The organism is Micromonospora sp. NPDC023644, from assembly GCF_040640115.1.
GTDB lineage: Bacteria > Actinomycetota > Actinomycetes > Mycobacteriales > Micromonosporaceae > Micromonospora.
The window spans coordinates 35079-53402 of record NZ_JBFABA010000018.1; the positions used below are offsets into that span (position 1 = coordinate 35079).

The window sequence follows — 18324 nt, forward strand, 5'->3', positions numbered from 1 at the left end:
GCCCGGCTCACCCTGCCCGCCCACCGGCGAGCGATCCCTGGACGAGGAGAAATGACCACTTCACCGAACGCCCTGCCCGCCACCCTCGACGCCGCCACGCTGCGCGAGCTGGTCGACTCCGGCCGCGCTCCCCGCATGCTGGACGTACGCACCCCCGCGGAGTTCGAGACGGCCCACGTGCCCGGCGCCTACAACGTGCCGCTCGACGTGCTCAGGGAGCACCGCGAGGAGCTGCGCCAGCACCTCGACGAGACCGTGGTGCTGATCTGCCGCTCCGGTGCCCGCGCCGCCCGGGCCGGGCAGGCCCTCGCCGGCGTCGGGCTGCCCAACCTCAGGATCCTCGACGGCGGGATGACCGCCTGGCAGGCCGCCCAGGGACCGGTCCGACGGGGCACGCCCCGCTGGGAGCTGGAGCGGCAGGTCCGCCTCGTCGCCGGCTCGATCGTCCTGCTCAGCATCCTCGGCTCGGTGTTCGTACCCGGCCTGAAGTGGGTCGCCGGCCTCATCGGCGCCGGCCTCACCTTCGCCGCCGTCACCGACACCTGCGCGATGGGCATGCTGCTCGGCAGGCTCCCCTACAACCGCGGCGCGAGCTGCGACGTGGAGACCGTCGTCGGTCGGCTCGGAGACCACCCGGCGCCCCGGCCCCTGCCGTGACCGGCGGCCTCGCGCTGACCGTCGCGCTGGCCGTCCTCATCGGGGTGAGCCTCGGCCTGCTCGGCGGCGGCGGGTCCATCCTCGCCGTGCCGCTGCTGGTCTACGTCGCCGACCTGCCGGCCCGGGAGGCGATCGCCACCTCGCTGCTCGTCGTCGGGGTGACCAGCGCCGTCGGCGCGCTACCGCACGCCCGGGCGGGCCGGGTCCGGTGGCGCACCGGCCTGCTCTTCGGGGTCGCGGGCATGGCCGGCGCGTACGCCGGAGGTCGTCTCGCCGCGTTCGTCCCGGCCGCGGTCCTGCTCGCCGGCTTCGCCCTCATGATGCTCGCCACCGCGACGGCCATGCTGCGCGGCCGGCGCGACGACGGGCGCCGCAGACCGCACCAGCTGCCGATGCCGCGGGTGCTCCTCGACGGCGTCGTGGTCGGCCTCGTCACCGGGCTCGTCGGCGCCGGCGGCGGGTTCCTGGTGGTGCCCGCGCTCGCGCTGCTCGGCGGCCTGCCGATGCCGGTCGCGGTCGGCACCTCGCTGGTGGTCATCGCGATGAAGTCGTTCGCGGGGCTGGCCGGCTACCTGTCCACCGTCGACATCGACCCGGGGCTGGCCACCGCCGTGACCGCCGCCGCCGTGGTCGGCAGCCTGGCCGGCGGCCGGCTGGCCGGGCGCGTCCGGGAGGACGTGCTGCGCCGCGCGTTCGGCTGGTTCGTGGCGGCGATGGGCGTGTTCGTCCTGGCCGGGCAACTGCCCGCGCACCTGCGGACCGACCCCCTGCTGTGGGCCCTCGGCGCGGCGACGGCGGCGACCGCGGTCGCGGTCGCCGGGGTACGGCGTCGCCGCCGGCGTCCCGACCGGCCGGGCCCGACGACCGCCCGGCCGTGAACGCTCCCCCGCCCGCGCCGGACGAGGACCGGCGCGCCGACGGACCGGACCGCTCAGGGGCGCAGGATCAGCCGGATCGGGTTGCCCTGCTTGGTGTGCACCCGCCGCACCGCCTCCTCCGCGTCGGCCAGCGGCAGCACGTCGCTGATCGACGCCGACAGGTCGAGCCGGCCCTGCCGGGCCAGGGACACCAACTGCTCGACGTGCTCGGCCTCCGAGCCGTAGTGGCCGAGCACCGCCTGCTGGAAGTAGTTGAACGGGCTGTCCGACGCGATCGTCACCGGCTGGTTGGCGATGCCCGCGAGCACCAGCCGGCCCCGGCGGCCGAGCACGGTCAACGCCTGCTCGCGGACGGCGGTCACCCCGGCGAAGTCGAACGCCACGTCCAGCCCCCGCCCGCCCGTCAACTCCAGCACGGCGTCGCGGAACGCGGTGTCGGCCGGGTCGAGCACCGCGTCGGCCCCCAGGGCCGCCGCCCGGTCCCGCGCCGCCGCCAGCGGCTCCACCGCGACCACCGGGGCCGCACCGACCAGGCGCAGCAGTTGGACGGCGTGCGCGCCGAGGCCGCCCACGCCCCACACGCCGACCGCCTCGCCGGGGCGGGTCCGCGCGGTGTCGGTCACCGCCGCCCAGGGGGTGGAGACCGCGTCGGGAATGATGCAGGCCTGCTCGAAGGGCAGGTCGTCCGGGATCGGCACCACCGTGTCCGCGCTGGCCACGGCGTACTCGGCCCAACCGCCGTCGTAGTCCACGCCCCGGGTCAGCACGGTGCCGCGCCGGTCCCGCTCCCCCGCCTGGAGCAGCACCCGCTGGCCGGGCTGCCAGTCCTCGACGTCGTCGCCGGACGCGTCGACCACCCCGGCGATCTCGTGCCCCAGCGTCACCACGTCGCCGGGCAGGTACAGCGGCGTGAGGGTGCCGTCGATCAGGTGCACGTCGGAGAGGCAGACCCCCGCCGCCTCGACCCGGATCCGCACCTGCCCGGCCTGCGGCTCGGGCACCGGCACCGACTCCATCCGCAGCGCCCGCTCCGCCAGGTGCAGCCGTCCGGCCAGCATGTCCGCCACTGCGCGCCCCCTGCCCGGCCGCCCCGTCGGCGGCCCTCGACGGGCACGCATACCCGGCCGGGTGGGAGGAATGCGCGTGCCGGCCGCCGGCGCCCGGGACACCGGCGGGTAGCATCCGGGCCCGTGGGCGTGCGATTCGAGGAACTGGCCTGGCGGGAGACCCCGATCGGCCTCATCAGCCTGCGCCGGCGCCGCGACCCGTCGCTCGACGTCGAGGTGTACGAGGTCAAGCTCGACGACGAGTTCCTGATGTCCAGCCTCTTCCCCGTCGCGGAGATCGAGCTGGCCCGGCTGGGCCTGGCTCCGCTGACCGGGCAGGGGCTCGACGTGGTCGTCGGCGGCCTGGGCCTCGGCTACACCGCCCGCACCGCGCTCTCCGACGACCGCGTCGGCTCGCTGCTGGTGGTGGAGGCGATCGAGGACGTCATCGACTGGCACCGGCGGGAGCTGCTGCCCTTCGCCGCCGGGCTGGCCGCCGACCCGCGTACCCGGTTCGTGCGGGCCGACTTCTTCGCCGCGGTCGCCGACGGCACCGGCTTCGACCCGCGGGAGCCGGGGCGGCGGTTCCACGCCGTGCTGCTCGACGTGGACCACTCGCCGCGCAACGTGCTGCACCCCCGCCACGCCGCCTTCTACACCCCCGACGGCCTGCGCCGGCTCGCCGCCCACCTGCACCCGGACGGGGTGTTCGCCCTCTGGTCGGACGACCCGCCCGATGCCGACTTCGAGGCGGCCCTCACCGCGGTGTTCCGTACCGCGCGGGCGCAGGTCGTCGCGTTCGCCAACCCGCTGACCGGCGGGCAGTCGGCCAACACCGTCTACGTCGCCCAGCGCTGACGGGGCCGCCCGGCACGCCGCGACCGGGGGCTCCGGCGGCATGGTGCGGGGCGGACCGGGAAGGCGTGCCGCGGCCGCGCGACGCGGCCGGGGTCACGGGAGGTGGACATGCGCACCATGCTCTGGGTCGTCGCCGTCATCGCCGGCGCGCTCGTCCTGCTCGGGCTGCTGCTGGAGGCGGTCCGCTGGCTGGTGATCATCGGCGCGGTGGCGCTGGCCGTGGTCGTCGTCCTGGCCGTGCTCAAGGGGCGACAGGCGATGCGCCGTTCCGCCGGACACCGCTGACGTCGAAGGGCCGGACGCGCCACGCCCTCGCGACGGCCGCGCCGGCCAGCACGATCCCGTACCACCGGAACACGACCGGTGCCGGCCGCCCGGGGACCTCGACGCGTAACCTACGCGACCGTAGGTTACCGTGAGGTAGGACGGCACGGACGGGCGGAGGAGAGACATGGACCTGAGCGCGGAGCGGCCCTGGCTGCGCAGCTACGCCCCGGGCGTGCCGGCGACCGTCGCGCCGTCCGACGACTCGCTGGTCGACCTGCTGCGCGACGCCGCCCGCCGGTTCGGCCCCCGGGTCGCCCTGGACTTCTTCGGCGCCAGCACCACGTACGCCGACCTGGACGACCAGGTGGGCCGGGCGGCCGAGGCGCTGCGGCGGCTCGGCGTCGGCCGGGGCGACCGGGTGGCGCTGGTGCTGCCGAACTGCCCGCAGCACGTGGTCGCCTTCTACGCCGTGCTGCGACTCGGCGCGGTGGTGGTGGAGCACAACCCGCTCTACACCGCGCAGGAGCTCACCCGGCAGCTCGCCGACCACGGCGCCCGGATCGCGGTGGTCTGGGACAAGGTGGCCCCCCTCGTCCGCGACACCGCCGGCGCGACGGCCGTCGAGACGGTCGTCGCGGTGGACCTCACCCGGGCGCTGCCCCGGCGCAAGCGCTGGGCGCTGCGGCTGCCGCTGGGCCGGGCGCGGGCCACCCGCGCGGCGATGACCGGCCCCGCGCCCGGGGCGCTGTCCTGGGAACGGCTGGTGGCCGCGGCCAGCCCCCTCGACGCCGCGCACCCCGCCCCCGGCCCGGACGACACGGCGCTGTTGCAGTACACGGGCGGCACCACCGGCACGCCGAAGGGCGCGATCCTGAGCCACCGCAACCTGCGGACCAACGCGGCGCAGGGCCGAGCCTGGGTGCCGGGCCTGCGCGACGGCGAGGAGACCGTGTACGCGGTGCTGCCGCTGTTCCACGCGTACGGGCTGACGCTCTGCCTCACCTTCGCGGTGGGCATCGGCGCCACGCTGGTGCTGTTCCCCCGCTTCGACCTGGACCAGACGCTGGAGGCGGTGCGCCGCCGCCCGCCGACCTTCCTGCCCGCCGTCCCGCCGATCTACGAGAAGCTCGCCACGGCCGCCCGGGAACGCGGGGTCGACCTCTCCTCGGCCCGGTACGCCATCTCGGGCGCCATGGCGCTGCCCCCGGCGACCGTGGAGCTGTGGGAGTCGGTCACCGGCGGGCTGCTCGTCGAGGGCTACGGCATGACCGAGACCTCGCCCGTCGCGCTCGGCAACCCGGTCTCCCCCGCCCGGCGACCGGGCACGGTCGGCGTGCCGTTCCCGTCCACCGACATCCGCATCGTCGACCCCGACGACCCGTCGCGCGACCGCGCCCCGGGCGAGGCGGGCGAGCTGCTGATCCGGGGGCCGCAGGTGTTCGCCGGCTACTGGAACCGCCCGGCGGAGACGGCGGCGACGCTGCTGCCCGACGGCTGGCTGCGCACCGGGGACGTCGTGGTGTCCGACGCCGACGGCTTCGTCCGCGTGGTCGACCGGATCAAGGAGCTGATCATCACCGGCGGGTTCAACGTCTACCCGTCGGAGGTGGAGGACGCGCTGCGCCGCGTTCCCGGTGTCCGCGACGCCGCGGTGGTCGGCCTGCCCGGCGCGCACGGCGGCGAGGAGGTGGTGGGGGCGGTCGTCCTGGACGAGGGAGTCGCTGCGGACGAGGCGGGCATCCGGGCGGCGTGCCGGCGGCACCTGACCGGATACAAGGTGCCCCGCCGCGTGGTCGTCGTCGAGGACCTGCCCCGCTCCCAGATCGGCAAGGTCCTGCGCCGCGAGGTCCGCGACCGGCTGCTCGCCGACGGCTGAGGCCACCGGGCGTCGACCCGGTCGGCCGAGGCCGGCGGGGGCCGGCTGGGGGCCCGGGCCGGGTCGCCCGGCCGGCCCGTCACCCGACGGGTGGCCCGGCCCGCAGGACGCGCCGGGCCCGGCGGCGGTCGAGCCACCGCGGCTCGGGCGGGTCCGTCGGATCGCCGCCGAGACCCAGTTCCAGCAGGATCAGCACCCAGAAGCCGGCCGCGCTGAGCATGTTGCGGGCACGGCCCGGCTCCGGCGCTCCCGGCGGCAGCACGACCTGCGCCCACCGCCAGGCCACCCAGGCGACCTCCCGGTCCGGGTGGTGCCGTCCGGAGCGGCTGAGCAGCCGGACCTCGCGCCGCACGGGCGCCGGCAGCCGCCACCAGCGCCGCAGGATCTCCAGCCGGTCCTGCGCGCCGTCGGCGGGCGGTGGGGCGGTCACGTCACCGGGGTTCATGCCTGGCAAGGATAGGCAGGCCGCGCACCGGCGCGGCCGGCGCGACGGCGACCCCGACGCCGGGCGCCCCAGACCCCGGGCAACCCCGACGCAGGCGACCCCGACGCCGAGCGGGTCCGACGCCGAGCGGGTCCCGGCGGGCGGGGGTCAGAACCAGTCGTCGCGCATCTCCAGCGTGGTCCGGTCGAGGCTGTCCAGCAGGTCGAACTGGGGGCCGGTGCGGGGCAGCTCGTGCCGGAAGAAGTACCGGGCGGCCTGCCGCTTGCCGGCGTACAGGTCGGCGTCCGGGCCGTCGCCGGGGCCGCCGGCCGCCTCGACGACGAGAAGCTGCTCCAGCCACATCCAGGCGACCACCACGTGGCCGACCGCCTCCAGGTAGACGCTCGCGTTGGCCAGCGCCACCTCGGGATCGCCGGTGCTCCACAGCCGCCGGGTGACCAGGGCGACCCGGTCGAGGGCGGCGCCGAGCGAGGCGGCCAGCTCGGCGGCCTCGCCGCCGGCCTTCCACGCGCGGGTGGTCGTGGCCCGGACCGTCTCCACCAGCAGCGCCAGCCCCGCCCCACCGCGCATGGTGACCTTGCGCCCCAGCAGGTCCAGCGCCTGGATGCCGTGGGTGCCCTCGTGGATCGGGTTGAGCCGGTTGTCGCGCCAGTGCTGCTCGACGTCGTAGTCCCGGGTGTAGCCGGAGCCGCCGTGCACCTGGATGGCCAGGTCGTTGGCGGCCAGGCACCACTGCGACGGCCAACTCTTCGCGATCGGGGTGAGCACGTCGAGCAGCAGGCGCGCCCGCTCCCGGTCCGCCGCCTCCGGCGCGGTCTTCTCCTCGTCGAGCAGCCGACCGCAGTAGAGGACCAGCGCCAGGGCGCCCTCCACGTAGCTCTTCTGCGCCAGCAGCATCCGGCGCACGTCCGGGTGGGCGACGATGGGCACCTGCGGCGCGGCCGGGTCCTTGTCGGCCAGCGGGCGGCCCTGTGGCCGCTGCCGGGCGTACGCCAGGGACTTCAGGTAGCCGGTGTAGCCGAGGGCGGTGGCGCCGGCGCCCACCCCGACGCGCGCCTCGTTCATCATGTGGAACATCTGCGCCAGGCCCTGGTGCGGCTCGCCGACCAGGTGGCCGACCGCGCCGGGGCGCCCGCCGGGCCGGTGCACGCCCTCGCCGAAGTTGAGCAGCGTGTTGGTGGTGCCCCGGTAGCCCATCTTGTGGTTGAGGCCGACCAGCACGACGTCGTTGCGGGCGCCGAGCGCGCCGTCGTCGGCCAGCAGCACCTTCGGGACGATGAACAGCGAGATCCCCTTGACCCCGGGCGGGCCGCCGGGAACCCGGGCGAGCACCAGGTGGACGATGTTCTCCGCCAGCTCGTGGTCGCCGCCGGAGATCCACATCTTGGTGCCGTGCAGCCGGTACGTCCCGTCGTCCTGCGGCTCGGCGCGGGTGGTGATGTCGGCGAGCGAGCTGCCGGCCTGCGGCTCGGACAGGCACATGGTGCCGAAGAAGCGCCCCTGCACCATCGGCCGGACCCAGGTGTCGATCTGCTCGGGGCTGCCGTGCGCCAGCAGCAGGTTGGCGTTGCCGAGGGTCAGCAGCGGGTACGCCGAGGTGCCGACGTTGGCGGCCTGGAGCCAGGCGAAGCAGGCGGCCCCGATGACGTGCGGCAGCTGCATGCCGCCGACCGACGCGTCCATGCCGGCACCCAGCAGCCCGGTCTCGGCGAAGACGTCGAGGGCCTGCTTGACCTGCGGGATGGTGTGCACCCGGCGGCCGTCGAAGGTGGGCTCGGCGAGGTCGGCGGCCCGGTTGTGCGGGGCGAACCGCTCGGTGGCCAGCCGTTCGGCGAGTTCCAGCACGGCGTCGAAGGTCTCCCGGGAGTGCTCGGCGTAGCGCTGCCGCTCGGTCAGCCGGGTCACCTCCAGCCAGTCGTGCAGCAGGAAGCGCAGGTCGCGACGGGAGAGCAGGGTGGACGGCACGGGTCTCCTTCCGTCGACGGGCGGGCCGTCGGCCGCGGCGCGGCCCGGCGATGCCCTCGCGCAGGTCATCCTGACTGATCCGGCCGGCCGGCGCACCACCCGCCACGGGCGGCCGGGGTGACCCGTCGCCCCGGAGCCGCACCGGCGGCCGGCCCGTCCACCGACACCGGCCGCCCCGCCCGTCCACCGACACCGGCCGCCCGGCCGGCCCACCGGCGCCGCCGCCACCCGCGGCGGCGGGCCCCGATCCGTCGCCGCCAGGCCGGCGGCGTCCCGCGCGGCGGCGCCCGCGCCGGACGACCAGGGCATCGCGCCGCAATCCGGACAGGTCCTTGCCATATCGATAGACGGCTCCCTATTCTCGCTGGAAAGCGCTTTCCGGGCACGCGCGACGACACCACCACAGGCGGCACGGGCGGCGGGAGCACGGTCACGGCGACCTTGCGGCCGGCGCCGCCGGCCTCGGCGGCCGAGGCCGGCGCGGAAACCGCCGAACCGATCCACCTCGAGAAGAACGCACCTCCGGGTCGACCGGCGAACGGCCCGGCGACAGGTCGGCGGCCACGACGGTTCACCGACGTGACCACGGCAGCTGGGCAACGGCAACACCCGACATCCGAAGACGAAGGTGAGACGAAAGATGAGAAGACCAGTCGCACTGCGACTCCAGGTGGCACTGGCCACGACGGCCGTCGGGGCCGCGCTCGGGGTGGCGGCACTGCCGACACCCGAGGCGTCGGCGGCGGCGGGCGGCGCCACCGGCTACGCGACCCAGAACGGTGGGACCACCGGCGGCGCGGGCGGGCAGACCGTACGGGTCAGCACGGGGACCGGGATCCACACGGCCCTGTGCACCCGGGCCAGCAGCAGCACCCCGATCATCATCGAGGTCCAGGGGACCATCAACCACGGCAACACCGCCAAGGTGTCGGGCGGCAGCTGCAGCACCGCCGACGGCGTGATCGAGCTCAAGCAGATCAGCAACGTCACGATCGTCGGGGTCGGCACCGGAGCCGTCTTCGACCAGCTCGGCATCCACATCCGCGAGTCCCGCAACATCATCATCCGGAACGTGACCGTCCGGAACGTCAAGAAGTCCGGCTCACCCACCTCCAACGGCGGTGACGCCATCGGCATGGAGAGTGGCGTCCGCAACGTCTGGGTCGACCACGCCACCCTGGAGGCCTCGGGTGGGGAGTCGGAGGGGTTCGACGGCCTCTTCGACATGAAGGACGACACCCAGTACGTGACCCTGTCGTACAGCATCCTGCGCAACTCCGGCCGGGGCGGCCTCATCGGGTCCAGTGAGAGCGACCGCTCGAACGGCTTCGTCACGTTTCACCACAACCTGTACGAGAACATCGACTCCCGTACGCCCCTGCTGCGCGGCGGCATCGCCCACATCTACAACAACCACTACGTGAGCCTCCACGAGTCCGGGATCAACTCCCGGGCCGGGGCCAGGGCCAAGGTGGAGAACAACTACTTCAGGAACTCCAAGGACGTCCTGGGCACCTTCTACACCAGCGAGCGCGGCTACTGGCAGGTCAGCGGCAACGTCTTCGACAACGTGACCTGGTCGAGCCCCGGCACCGACAACTACCCCGCCGGACCCGACCCGCAGTCCAACACCACGGTCAGCATCCCGTACCCGTACAGCCTCGACGGGGCCAACTGCGTGCCGGACGTCGTCCGCCAGACGGCGGGCGCGAACACGGGCCTGCGGGAGTCGGACGGCAACTGCACCCCGCAGACGCCGGCGCCGACGCCGACCACCCCCACCCCGGGGCCGACCAGCCCGACCCCGGGGCCCACCACCCCCACGCCGGCACCGACCACCCCCACGCCGGGGCCGACCCAGCCCGGCGGGACGAACCTCAGCATCGGGGCCGGCTCCGACGGCTCCAGCAAGGCCAGCGACACCAGCTACGGCAACGTGCGCGACGGCAGCCTGAGCACCTACTGGTCGCCGGTCGGCGCGACCGGGGAGATCTCGATCAAGTGGGGCTCCGCCACCACGGTGTCCCGGGTCGTCATCCGTGAGCCGTCGGGCACCCAGGGCAGCATCGGGTCCTGGCAGCTCGTCAACCACGCCACCGGCGCCGTCCTGGCCTCCGGCAGCGGGGCGGGCGTCATCAGCTTCCCCGCGACGTCCCTGACCAAGATCACCTTCAGGATCACCAGCTCGGCCGGCGCGCCGAAGGTCGCCGAGTTCGAGACCTACGCCGGATAGCACGGCCGTCCGCCCGGGACGGCGGAGCGCGGTCCCGGGCGGCGGCGACAACCCGCCCGGTGCCCGTGCCACTGGTCACTTGGGACGGGCGCGGGGGCGGGGGACGTCGGACACGACGCCCCCGCCCCCGGCCCGGACCCGCCCGCGCACCGGCGGGAAGCGGGCCCGCACAGCGGGAGACGGGCCCACACGGCGCGAGACCCGCCGGCACGGCGCGAGACCCGCCGGCACAGCACGAGAGACGGCCGCACGGCACGAGAGACGGCCGCACGGCACGAGAGACGGCCGCACCGGCGGGAGAGACGGCCCGCGGCGGCGCGAGCGGCGCGGCCGCGTACCTCCCGGTGGCTTCCGCTCGCGGGTGCGACGAGGTCAGCCCGCCTCGGCGAGCAGGCCGTCGACGAGGTCGCGCGGCAGCCCGTGGGTGTCGTGCAGGTCCCGGTAGTCCGCGTCGGTCAACGGTCCACGGGACCGGCGGCGGGAAACCACCGGCCGCCCGCGCCGCAGCAGCTCCCGGAACCGCCGCTCCTCGCCGGTGAACACGTCCCGCACCTCGTCGACGGTGACGCCCTGCCGGAACCGGTCGAGGGTGTGCCGCACCGGCCCGGTCGGCAGGTCGGACAGGGTCCTGGACGCGTCGTCGCGCCACAGCGTGGTGAGCGTGCGGCGCAACAACCGGCGCAGCACGTAGCCGCGGCCGGTGTTCGAGGGCCGTACGCCGTCGCCGACCACCACCACGCCCGTGCGCAGGTGGTCGCCGACCACGCGCAGCGCCCCGTCCCGTAGGCCCCACACGTCGGACACGCCGCGCGCCCACGGCACGAGGCCCTCGCCCTCGTGGACCGAGCGGTGCCCGCGCAGCACCATCTCCAGCCGTTCGAGGCCCATCCCGGTGTCCACGTTGGGCTGCCGCAGCGGCGACAGCCGACCGTCGGGGTGCCGGTGGTAGCGCATCCCCACATGGTTCCAGACCTCCATCCAGCGGTCGTCGGTGCCGGGGGTGCCGTGGGGCGGGCCCTCGCCGGTCCAGAGGAAGATCTCGGTGTCGGGTCCGCACGGCCCGGTCGGCCCGTTGGACCACCAGTTCTCCTCCCCGGTCAGCTCCACGGGCAGGCCCAGTTCCCCCCAGGTGCGCAGCGACGGCTCGTCCGGGCCGACCTGGTCGTCGCCGCCGAAGACCGTCACGTGTATCCGGTCGTGCGCCACGCCGAATCCGTCGCGCAGCAGCTCGTAGCCCCACCGCAGGCTGCGCGGCAGGTCGTAGTCGCCGAGCGACCAGGAGCCCAGCATCGAGAACAGGGTCAGGTGGGTCGGGTCGCCCACCTCGTCCAGGTCGGTGGTACGCAGGCAGCGCTGCACGTTCACCAGCCGCCGGCCCGACGGGTGGGGCCGGCCCTCCAGGTAGGGGGTCAGGGGGTGCATCCCGGAGGTGGTGAAGAGCACCGGATCGCCCGGCGGCGGGATCAGGGAGCCGTCGGGCACGAGTTCGTGGCCGCGCTCGCGGAAGAAGTCGAGGAAGGTGCGGCTGATCGGGTCGTACGTCATGGCGGTGGCCTTTCCGGATGGGACGACCGGAAAGGGTCCGCCGCCGGAGACCGGCGGGCCGACGGAACGAGGAAGCCGGCGGACCGTTTCCGGTCGCCGGCGGGAGATGGTGAGGTCAGGCGGCGGCGACCGACGAGCGCGAAGCTCGCGCGGCCGCGGCGGCGAAGAAGCGCCTGATCTCCATGCCCCGACTGTACGTGGACGCGGCACCGCCGCCCAGCGCGTTTCGCGGCGGGCGGCGGCGCCGGCGGATCAGACCCCGGACGCGGCGAGGGCCGGGGCGGGACGGTCGTCGACCCGGCGGGGCGCCTTCCGGTTCGGCAGCGACAGCCGGACGACCTTCTTCCAGGCGGAGAAGACCTGCCGGGGCAGCGAGCCGGTGGTGTACTTCAGCCCGTAGCGGTCGAACAGGGCCCGCACCTCGGGGGCGATCTCCTGGTAGCGGTTGCTGGGCAGGTCCGGGAAGAGGTGGTGCTCGATCTGGAACGACAGGTTGCCGGTCATGATGTGCATCAGTCGGCTGCCGCTGATGTTGGCCGAGCCGAGCATCTGCCGCAGGTACCACTCGCCGCGGGTCTCGCCCTCGATCGAGCGCCGGGAGAAGGTCTCCACGCCCTCCGGGAAGTGCCCACACATGATCACCGAGTGGCTCCACAGGTTGCGCAGGAGGTTGGCGGTGAAGGTGGCGGCCAGCGTGTGCAGGAACGAGGGCCCCGACAGCAGCGGGTGCACGACGTAGTCCTTGAGCACCTGCCGACGGATCTTGCGGCCCACCGCCCGGGCCCGGGCCCGGAACTCCGGCTTCTTGTGCCGGCCCTTGCGCAGGTTGCGCCCCAGCTCCAGGTCGTACGCGGCGATGCCGTACTCGAAGAAGCAGGCGTTGATGAAGTTCCACAGCGGCTGGCCGAGGTGGAACGGGTGCCACCGCTGGTCCTCGTCGACCCGCATGATGCCGTAGCCGAGGTCGTTGTCCTTGCCGAGCACGTTCGTGTACGTGTGGTGCAGCTCGTTGTGCGAGTGCTTCCACTGGTCGGCGGGCGAGACGTGGTCCCACTCCCAGGTGGTGGAGTGGATCTTCGGGTCGCGCATCCAGTCCCACTGGCCGTGCAGGACGTTGTGGCCGACCTCCATGTTCTCCAGGATCTTGGCCACGGTCAGGCCGGCCGTGCCCACGATCCAGGCGGGCGGGAAGAGGGAGAACAGCAGCACGACCCGGCTGCCCAGTTCCAGCTTGCGCTGGGTGGAGATGACCCGGCGGATGTACGCGGCGTCCCGCTCGCCCCGGTCGGCGACCACCCGTTCGCGGATCGCGTCGAGTTCCTTGCCGATGATCTCGATGTCCTCGGCGCTGAGGTGGGCGATCGGGTTGACGGGCTTGTTCTGGATCACGGTCACGTCAGGTACTCCGATCAGTGGTCGATGTCGCAGGGGCCGGCCGCGGCCGACACGCATGTCTGGATGCGGACGCCGTCGCCGGGCACCGCCGTGGTCAGTTCCCCGTTGCGCAGGTCCCGAACCGCGCCCTGGCGCAGCGGCAGGACGCAGCCGAAGCAGATGCCCATCCGGCAGCCCGAGGGCATCAGCACCCCGGCGTTCTCGCCGGCGTCGAGCAGCGGGGTGGCGCCGTCGGCGTCGACCGTGACGCCCGAGCGGGCGAAGGTGACGGTGCCGCCCTCGCCGGGCGAGATGACGGTCGGCCGGAACCGCTCGGTGTGCAGCCGGTCGCCGCGCCCCCGGGCCGTCCAGTGCTCCTCGAGGGCGTCGAGCAGGCCGAGCGGACCGCAGGCCCAGGTCTCCCGGTCGAGGTGGTCGGGCACGAGGCGGTCGAGGTCGTCCACGGTGAGCAGCCCGTCGGTCTCGGTGTGCCGCTCCACCAGCCGGAGCACGCCCCGCGCGGCGAGGTCCCGCAGCTCGGCGCCGAAGATCACGTCGGCGGGGGTCGGCGCCGAGTGCACCACGACGACGTCGGCGCCGCCCAGCACGTCGGCGCGCAGCATCCCCATCACCGGGGTGACGCCGCTGCCCGCGGTCACGAAGAGCACCCGGGCTGGCGGCCGGGCCGGCAGCACGAAGTCGCCCTGCGCCTGGTCGAGCTGGACCAGCGTGCCGGGCCGGGTGCGGCGCACGAGGTGGTTGCTGACGACGCCGTCGGGGATCGCCTTCACGGTGACCGAGATCGGCCCGCCCCGGCGCTGCGGCGCGGAGGTCACCGAGTAGGCCCGCCACTGGCGTACGCCGTCGACGTCGACGCCGAGGCGGACGTACTGCCCGGGGGTGTGCCCGCGCCAGTCGCGGCCGGGCCGGATCACCAGCGTCGCCGCGTCGGCGGTCTCGGGGCGTACGGCGAGGATCCGGCCGCGCAGGTCGGCGCCGGAGCGCAGCGGGGCGACCATGTCGAGGTAGTCGTCGGGCAGCAGCGGGGTGGTGACCGACGCGGCCAGCCGGAGGATCCGGCCCCGCAGGGCCGCCTTCCCGGAGGGGTTCGGGACGGTGGTGGTCATGATTCGATGGTCGCCCGCCGAATGGCATAAAATCTTGACCTGGGAAGGTGAACCGGACGAGGCTTTTTGTGCGGAGGGAACAACGTGTCCGAACGCTCGGAGGCCACGCGGCGCGCGGCCCGGCTCGAGTTGGACGCCCGGGTGGCCGGCGAGCTGCACGAGCGGCTCCCCCTGCTCGCGGAGCGGACCATCACCGCCATCACCGCCGAGGTGCCCAGCTACTCCGGCACCCTGACCGGCCAGATGCGCGAGAAGATCGAGACGGCGGTGCAGATCGCGCTCGGCACGTTCCTCCAGCTCATCGGGCGCTCCGAGGGCAGCGACCCGAGCACCCCGCTCGTCGGCGCGCTGGAGGCCGCGTACGCCCTCGGCAGCGGCGAGGCGCGCTCCGGCCGGAGCATGGACGCCCTGCTCGCCGCGTACCGCGTCGGCGCCCGGGTCTCCTGGCGGGAGATGTCCACCACCACCGTGCAGGGCGGGTCGTCCGCCGGCACCGTCGCCGAGTTCGCGGAGCTGATGTTCGCGTACATCGACGAGCTCTCCGCCGCCAGCGTGGCCGGCCACGCCGACGAGCTGGCCAGCGCCGGCCGGGCCCGGCGCCGCAACCTGGAGCGGCTCACCCAGCGGCTGCTCGCCGGGGAGCCCGAGGAGGCGCTGCTGCGCAGCGCCGAGCGGGCCGACTGGCCGCCGCCGCAGACCCTGACCGTCGTCCTGCTGCCCCGGGCCAACCTCCGCGCGGCGCTCGCGCGGCTGCACCCGCACACCCTGGAGAGCGGCGACGACCTTCCGCCGGGCGGCGCGGGCGAGGACCTGGCGGTGCTGCTGGTGCCCGACACGCACGGCGAGCGGCGGCGGCAGCTCGCCCGGGTGCTGCACGGCCGCCGCGCCGTGCTCGGCCCCGCCCGGCCCTGGACCCGGGCCGCCTCCTCCTACCAGCGCGCCGTCCGGGCCCTGTCGCTCGGCCTGCGCCCGGCCGACGACGGGCCGGCGCTCGACACCGAGGAGCACCTCGCCGAGCTGGTGCTGAGCACCGATCCGGAAGGGCTCGCCGACCTTCGCGCCCGGGTCCTGGCGCCGCTCGCGTCGCTGCCGCCCGGCACCGCCGACCGGCTCGCCGAGACCCTGCGCTCCTGGCTGCTGCACCAGGGCCGGCGCGACGACGTCGCCGCCGACCTCTTCGTGCACGCGCAGACCGTCCGCTACCGGATGGGCAAGCTCCGCGAGCTGTACGGGGAGCGCCTGACCGACCCGGCGACCGTCCTCGACCTCACCCTCGCCCTCGCCTTCCCGCCCCGGGGCGGGGCCGACGACCCGCCGCCCTGACCCGACCGACCGTCTCCCACCGTGGTCGGTCGGTGACCCATCGAGGTCAGATACCGGACATACGGGTGCGGGCCACACGCCGGAGGTGCCACCCTGGTCCTCCCCCGCCCGCGATCATCCGCCCGGCTGCCGGCCTCCGCCGCAGGCCACCGGCGGGTCGCCCGGCGGGGCGACGGGGCCGCCTCCGGTACCGCGACGCCTTCCGCCAGGGGGCCGCCGGACGGGCCCCGGCGAGCGGAAGGACGGGCATGGCGTCGCACACGGGGGACGAGCCCGGGGCCGACCGGCCGGCTCCGGCCACCGGGCCGGCGCGCCCCGGTCACACCAACCGGCTCCGCGACGCGCTCCGGACGACCCCGGCGCTGATCGTGCTCAGCGGCGCCGTGCTGGTGGCCGCGCTGGCCGCCACCGCCGCCGTCGCCGTTCAGTCCCGCACGTCGGCCACCACGCTGGGCGAGCGCTCCGCGGCGACCGCCGTGGCCACCAGCACGACCGCTCGGGAGATCTACCAGGGTCTCGCCGACGCGGACGTCGCCGCCAGCGCCGTCTTCCTGCTCCCGCCGGCCGAGGACCGGCGGGCGTCGCTGGTGGCCGCCTACGACGCGTCCGTCCACGAGGTGGAGCGCACGCTGACCGACTCGATGGGCAACGCCGCCGGCGACCCGGACCGCCTCACCCGGCTCGCGACGATCGCCGCCCGGCTGAAGGTCTACCGCGACGTGGTGTGCGCCGCCCTGCGGGTGGCCGGTCCGCTCCCGGCGGCGGCCACCGGCAACCGGCAGCCCTGCCCGCCGGCGGGCAGGGCTGCGGAGCAGGCCGCGACGGGCAGCCCGGCGGCCCGTGCGGTGCTCGCCTCGGCCTACGCCCGGGAGGCGTCGCACTACATGTCCACCGAGCTGCTCACCGCGGCCCAGGGCCTGTGGAACTACGACACCAGGCTGCTGCTCGACGCCCGCGCCGACGCCCGGCCCTGGCTGGCCGCGTCCGTCCTGGTGCCGCTGGGCACCCTCGCCGCCCTGGTGGTCGTGCAGGTGTGGCTGCGCCGGCGGACCCGGCGACGGCTGAACGCGGGCCTGCTGCTGGCCTCGGTGGGCACCGCGGCCGTACTGGCCATGCTGGTCTCGTCGTGGTCGCACTGGCCGGACGCCGACCGGCGGCTCCCGGAGCTGGAACGGGCGGTCGACGCGCAGAGCGCCACCCAGCAGCGGCTCGGCGCCCTGCTCGCCGGTCGGGCCGACGTCTACCTGGGGCTCGGCGCGAGCGTCGACCCGGCCGGGCACAAGGCGGACTTCGACGGCCGGGACCTCTGCCTCGCCCCGACCGCGGCGCCGGCGCCGCCCGGGGACCGGATCGACTGCACCGCCCTGGAGGAGACGGTCTGGCCCGCCCGGCAGAGCAAGACCCCGAACGCCTTCCGCGGCGCGGTGGACACAGTGCTCGCCGAGGGGTCGGCGGGCCGGGCCTTCGTCGCCGCCGAGGGGCACCTGCTGACCGAACTGACCACCCGCAACGAGGAGGTCTCCCGGATGGTCGCCGACCTGCCCGAGGCGCGCCGCCACCTCGGTGGCGCGGCCGCCTGGGTCACCCTGCTCGCCGCCGCCGGCGTGGTCGCCGGGCTGCGCCGGCGTTACCTGGAGTACCAGTGACCGCACCCCGGCGTGCCTCGACGCGGACCCGACGGCGGGCCGCTGCGCTCGCCGCGCTCCTGGCGGGTCTGGGCGGGTGCGCCGCGCCCGCGCCACCCGATCCCGCGCCCCCGGCGCGCCCACCGGGGGTGGCGACGGCGCCGACCACCGACGCGACCGGCGGGGTCTGCCCGGTGCGCCGGAGCCTCCCGTCCGACCCGACACCCCCGCGCCGGATCCTCGACCGGGGCGAACTGGTCGCGGGCGTGGACCCGTCGGACGCCACGATGAGCCACTGGGACGCCCGCACCCAGCGGTTCGAGGGCTTCAACATCGAGCTGATGCTGGCGGTGGCCCGCGCCCTCTGGCCCGCCGACGACCCGCGCAGCCGGCTCACCTTCAAGGCGGTGCCGCCCGGCCAGGGCGCCTTCACCATGCTGGACAAAGGTGAGATCGACGTCGTCGCCACCTCGCTCACGGCCTCCTGCGAGCGGGCCCGGCTGGTGCTGTTCTCCAACGACTACCTCGACTCCGGGCAGACGGTGCTGGTCCGCAGACGCCCCGACGGCACGCCCGAGTACGCGGGCATGGAACAGCTCGGCGGCCGGCGGGTCTGCGCCGCCGCGAACACCACCTCGCTGGCGATGATCGCCGGCTACCGCACCACGGGAGGCCTGCGGCCGGTCCCGGTGCACGCCCCCCACCCGGTCGACTGCCTGGTCATGCTGCGCCAGGGCCAGGTCGACGGGGTCAGCACCGACGACAACATCCTGCTGGGCTTCGCCCGGATGGCCCCGGACACGACGCTGGTGACCGAGGCGCCCCGGCCGGAGCGGCGCTCCTGCGACCACCACCGGGACGAGAACTGCACCTGGTTCACCGACGAGCCGCACGCCTTCGCGTTCCGCCTGACCGACGGCCGGGAGCTGGTCGCGTTCGTCAACCACGTGCTGGCGCAGCCGCGTACCGCGACGGTGTGGCAGCAGGCCCACGACCGGTGGCTCGCCGGGCACCGGGACCGGGGCATGCCGTCACCGGGACCGGCCACGACCGGGTGGCCGCCCCCCGACCCCGCGCCGGCCACCCCCCGGCCGGCCGACTGATG

Annotated in this window: 15 protein-coding genes; 9 read left to right on the plus strand and 6 right to left on the minus strand. The window is 75.2% G+C overall.

Going from position 1 to position 18324, the window contains the following annotated elements:
• Positions 1–51 precede the first annotated feature (51 nt).
• Both AB0G08_RS16125 and AB0G08_RS16130 read left to right on the plus strand, forming a co-directional pair.
• Positions 52–657 carry a rhodanese-like domain-containing protein gene (locus AB0G08_RS16125; RefSeq protein ID WP_358087934.1) on the plus strand — a complete coding sequence of 202 codons (606 nt, stop codon included), beginning with the start codon at positions 52–54 and terminating at the stop codon, positions 655–657.
• Entirely contained in the window at positions 654–1535 is an 882-nt protein-coding gene (locus AB0G08_RS16130) for a sulfite exporter TauE/SafE family protein (protein WP_358087937.1), read from the plus strand. The genes AB0G08_RS16125 and AB0G08_RS16130 overlap by 4 nt, the downstream gene beginning before the upstream one ends.
• Positions 1536–1588: 53 nt before the next feature.
• Here AB0G08_RS16130 and AB0G08_RS16135 read toward each other — a convergent pair whose 3' ends face one another.
• Positions 1589–2593, minus strand: a complete 1005-nt coding sequence (locus tag AB0G08_RS16135) for a zinc-binding dehydrogenase (RefSeq protein ID WP_358088032.1) — start codon at positions 2591–2593, stop codon at positions 1589–1591.
• A gap of 132 nt (positions 2594–2725) precedes the next feature.
• On the opposite strand from AB0G08_RS16135, the gene AB0G08_RS16140 reads away from it, so the two are divergent.
• The 3 genes from AB0G08_RS16140 to AB0G08_RS16150 all read left to right on the plus strand — a co-directional run bounded on the left by AB0G08_RS16140 (position 2726) and on the right by AB0G08_RS16150 (position 5582).
• Positions 2726–3439, plus strand: a complete 714-nt coding sequence (locus AB0G08_RS16140) for a spermidine synthase (RefSeq protein WP_358087940.1) — start codon at positions 2726–2728, stop codon at positions 3437–3439.
• Between the two features lie 108 nt (positions 3440–3547).
• Complete coding sequence (locus AB0G08_RS16145; RefSeq protein WP_358087943.1) at positions 3548–3724, plus strand: hypothetical protein; 177 nt, start codon at positions 3548–3550, stop codon at positions 3722–3724.
• A gap of 166 nt (positions 3725–3890) precedes the next feature.
• Positions 3891–5582: a long-chain-fatty-acid--CoA ligase gene (locus AB0G08_RS16150; protein ID WP_358087946.1), complete on the plus strand. Its 1692-nt coding sequence runs from the start codon at positions 3891–3893 to the stop codon at positions 5580–5582.
• A gap of 79 nt (positions 5583–5661) precedes the next feature.
• Here AB0G08_RS16150 and AB0G08_RS16155 read toward each other — a convergent pair whose 3' ends face one another.
• Together AB0G08_RS16155 and AB0G08_RS16160 are read right to left on the minus strand one after the other, a co-directional pair.
• Complete coding sequence (locus AB0G08_RS16155; RefSeq protein ID WP_358087949.1) at positions 5662–6027, minus strand: hypothetical protein; 366 nt, start codon at positions 6025–6027, stop codon at positions 5662–5664.
• A 147-nt stretch (positions 6028–6174) separates the two neighbouring features.
• The gene (locus AB0G08_RS16160) at positions 6175–7992 is read right to left on the minus strand and encodes an acyl-CoA dehydrogenase (protein ID WP_358087952.1); all 1818 of its coding nucleotides are present in this window, start codon (positions 7990–7992) and stop codon (positions 6175–6177) included.
• A gap of 640 nt (positions 7993–8632) precedes the next feature.
• Here AB0G08_RS16160 and AB0G08_RS16165 point away from each other — a divergent pair.
• Positions 8633–10225: a pectate lyase gene (locus AB0G08_RS16165; protein WP_358087955.1), complete on the plus strand. Its 1593-nt coding sequence runs from the start codon at positions 8633–8635 to the stop codon at positions 10223–10225.
• Between the two features lie 372 nt (positions 10226–10597).
• Here the strand turns inward: AB0G08_RS16165 and AB0G08_RS16170 are convergent, their stop codons facing one another.
• The 3 genes from AB0G08_RS16170 to AB0G08_RS16180 form a co-directional block, all read right to left on the minus strand.
• Entirely contained in the window at positions 10598–11770 is a 1173-nt protein-coding gene (locus tag AB0G08_RS16170) for an alanine--tRNA ligase-related protein (protein ID WP_358087958.1), read from the minus strand.
• 252 nt (positions 11771–12022) lie between these two features.
• Complete coding sequence (locus AB0G08_RS16175) at positions 12023–13165, minus strand: acyl-CoA desaturase (protein WP_358087961.1); 1143 nt, start codon at positions 13163–13165, stop codon at positions 12023–12025.
• A gap of 14 nt (positions 13166–13179) precedes the next feature.
• The gene (locus AB0G08_RS16180) at positions 13180–14271 is read right to left on the minus strand and encodes a ferredoxin reductase (RefSeq protein WP_358087964.1); all 1092 of its coding nucleotides are present in this window, start codon (positions 14269–14271) and stop codon (positions 13180–13182) included.
• A gap of 84 nt (positions 14272–14355) precedes the next feature.
• Here AB0G08_RS16180 and AB0G08_RS16185 point away from each other — a divergent pair, with 84 nt between their 5' ends.
• The 3 genes from AB0G08_RS16185 (at position 14356) to AB0G08_RS16195 (ending at position 18322) form a co-directional block, all read left to right on the plus strand.
• Complete coding sequence (locus AB0G08_RS16185) at positions 14356–15594, plus strand: helix-turn-helix domain-containing protein (protein ID WP_358087967.1); 1239 nt, start codon at positions 14356–14358, stop codon at positions 15592–15594.
• 248 nt (positions 15595–15842) lie between these two features.
• Entirely contained in the window at positions 15843–17240 is a 1398-nt protein-coding gene (locus AB0G08_RS16190; protein ID WP_358087970.1) for a hypothetical protein, read from the plus strand.
• Between the two features lie 173 nt (positions 17241–17413).
• Positions 17414–18322, plus strand: a complete 909-nt coding sequence (locus tag AB0G08_RS16195) for a transporter substrate-binding domain-containing protein (protein WP_358087973.1) — start codon at positions 17414–17416, stop codon at positions 18320–18322.
• Positions 18323–18324 lie beyond the last annotated feature (2 nt).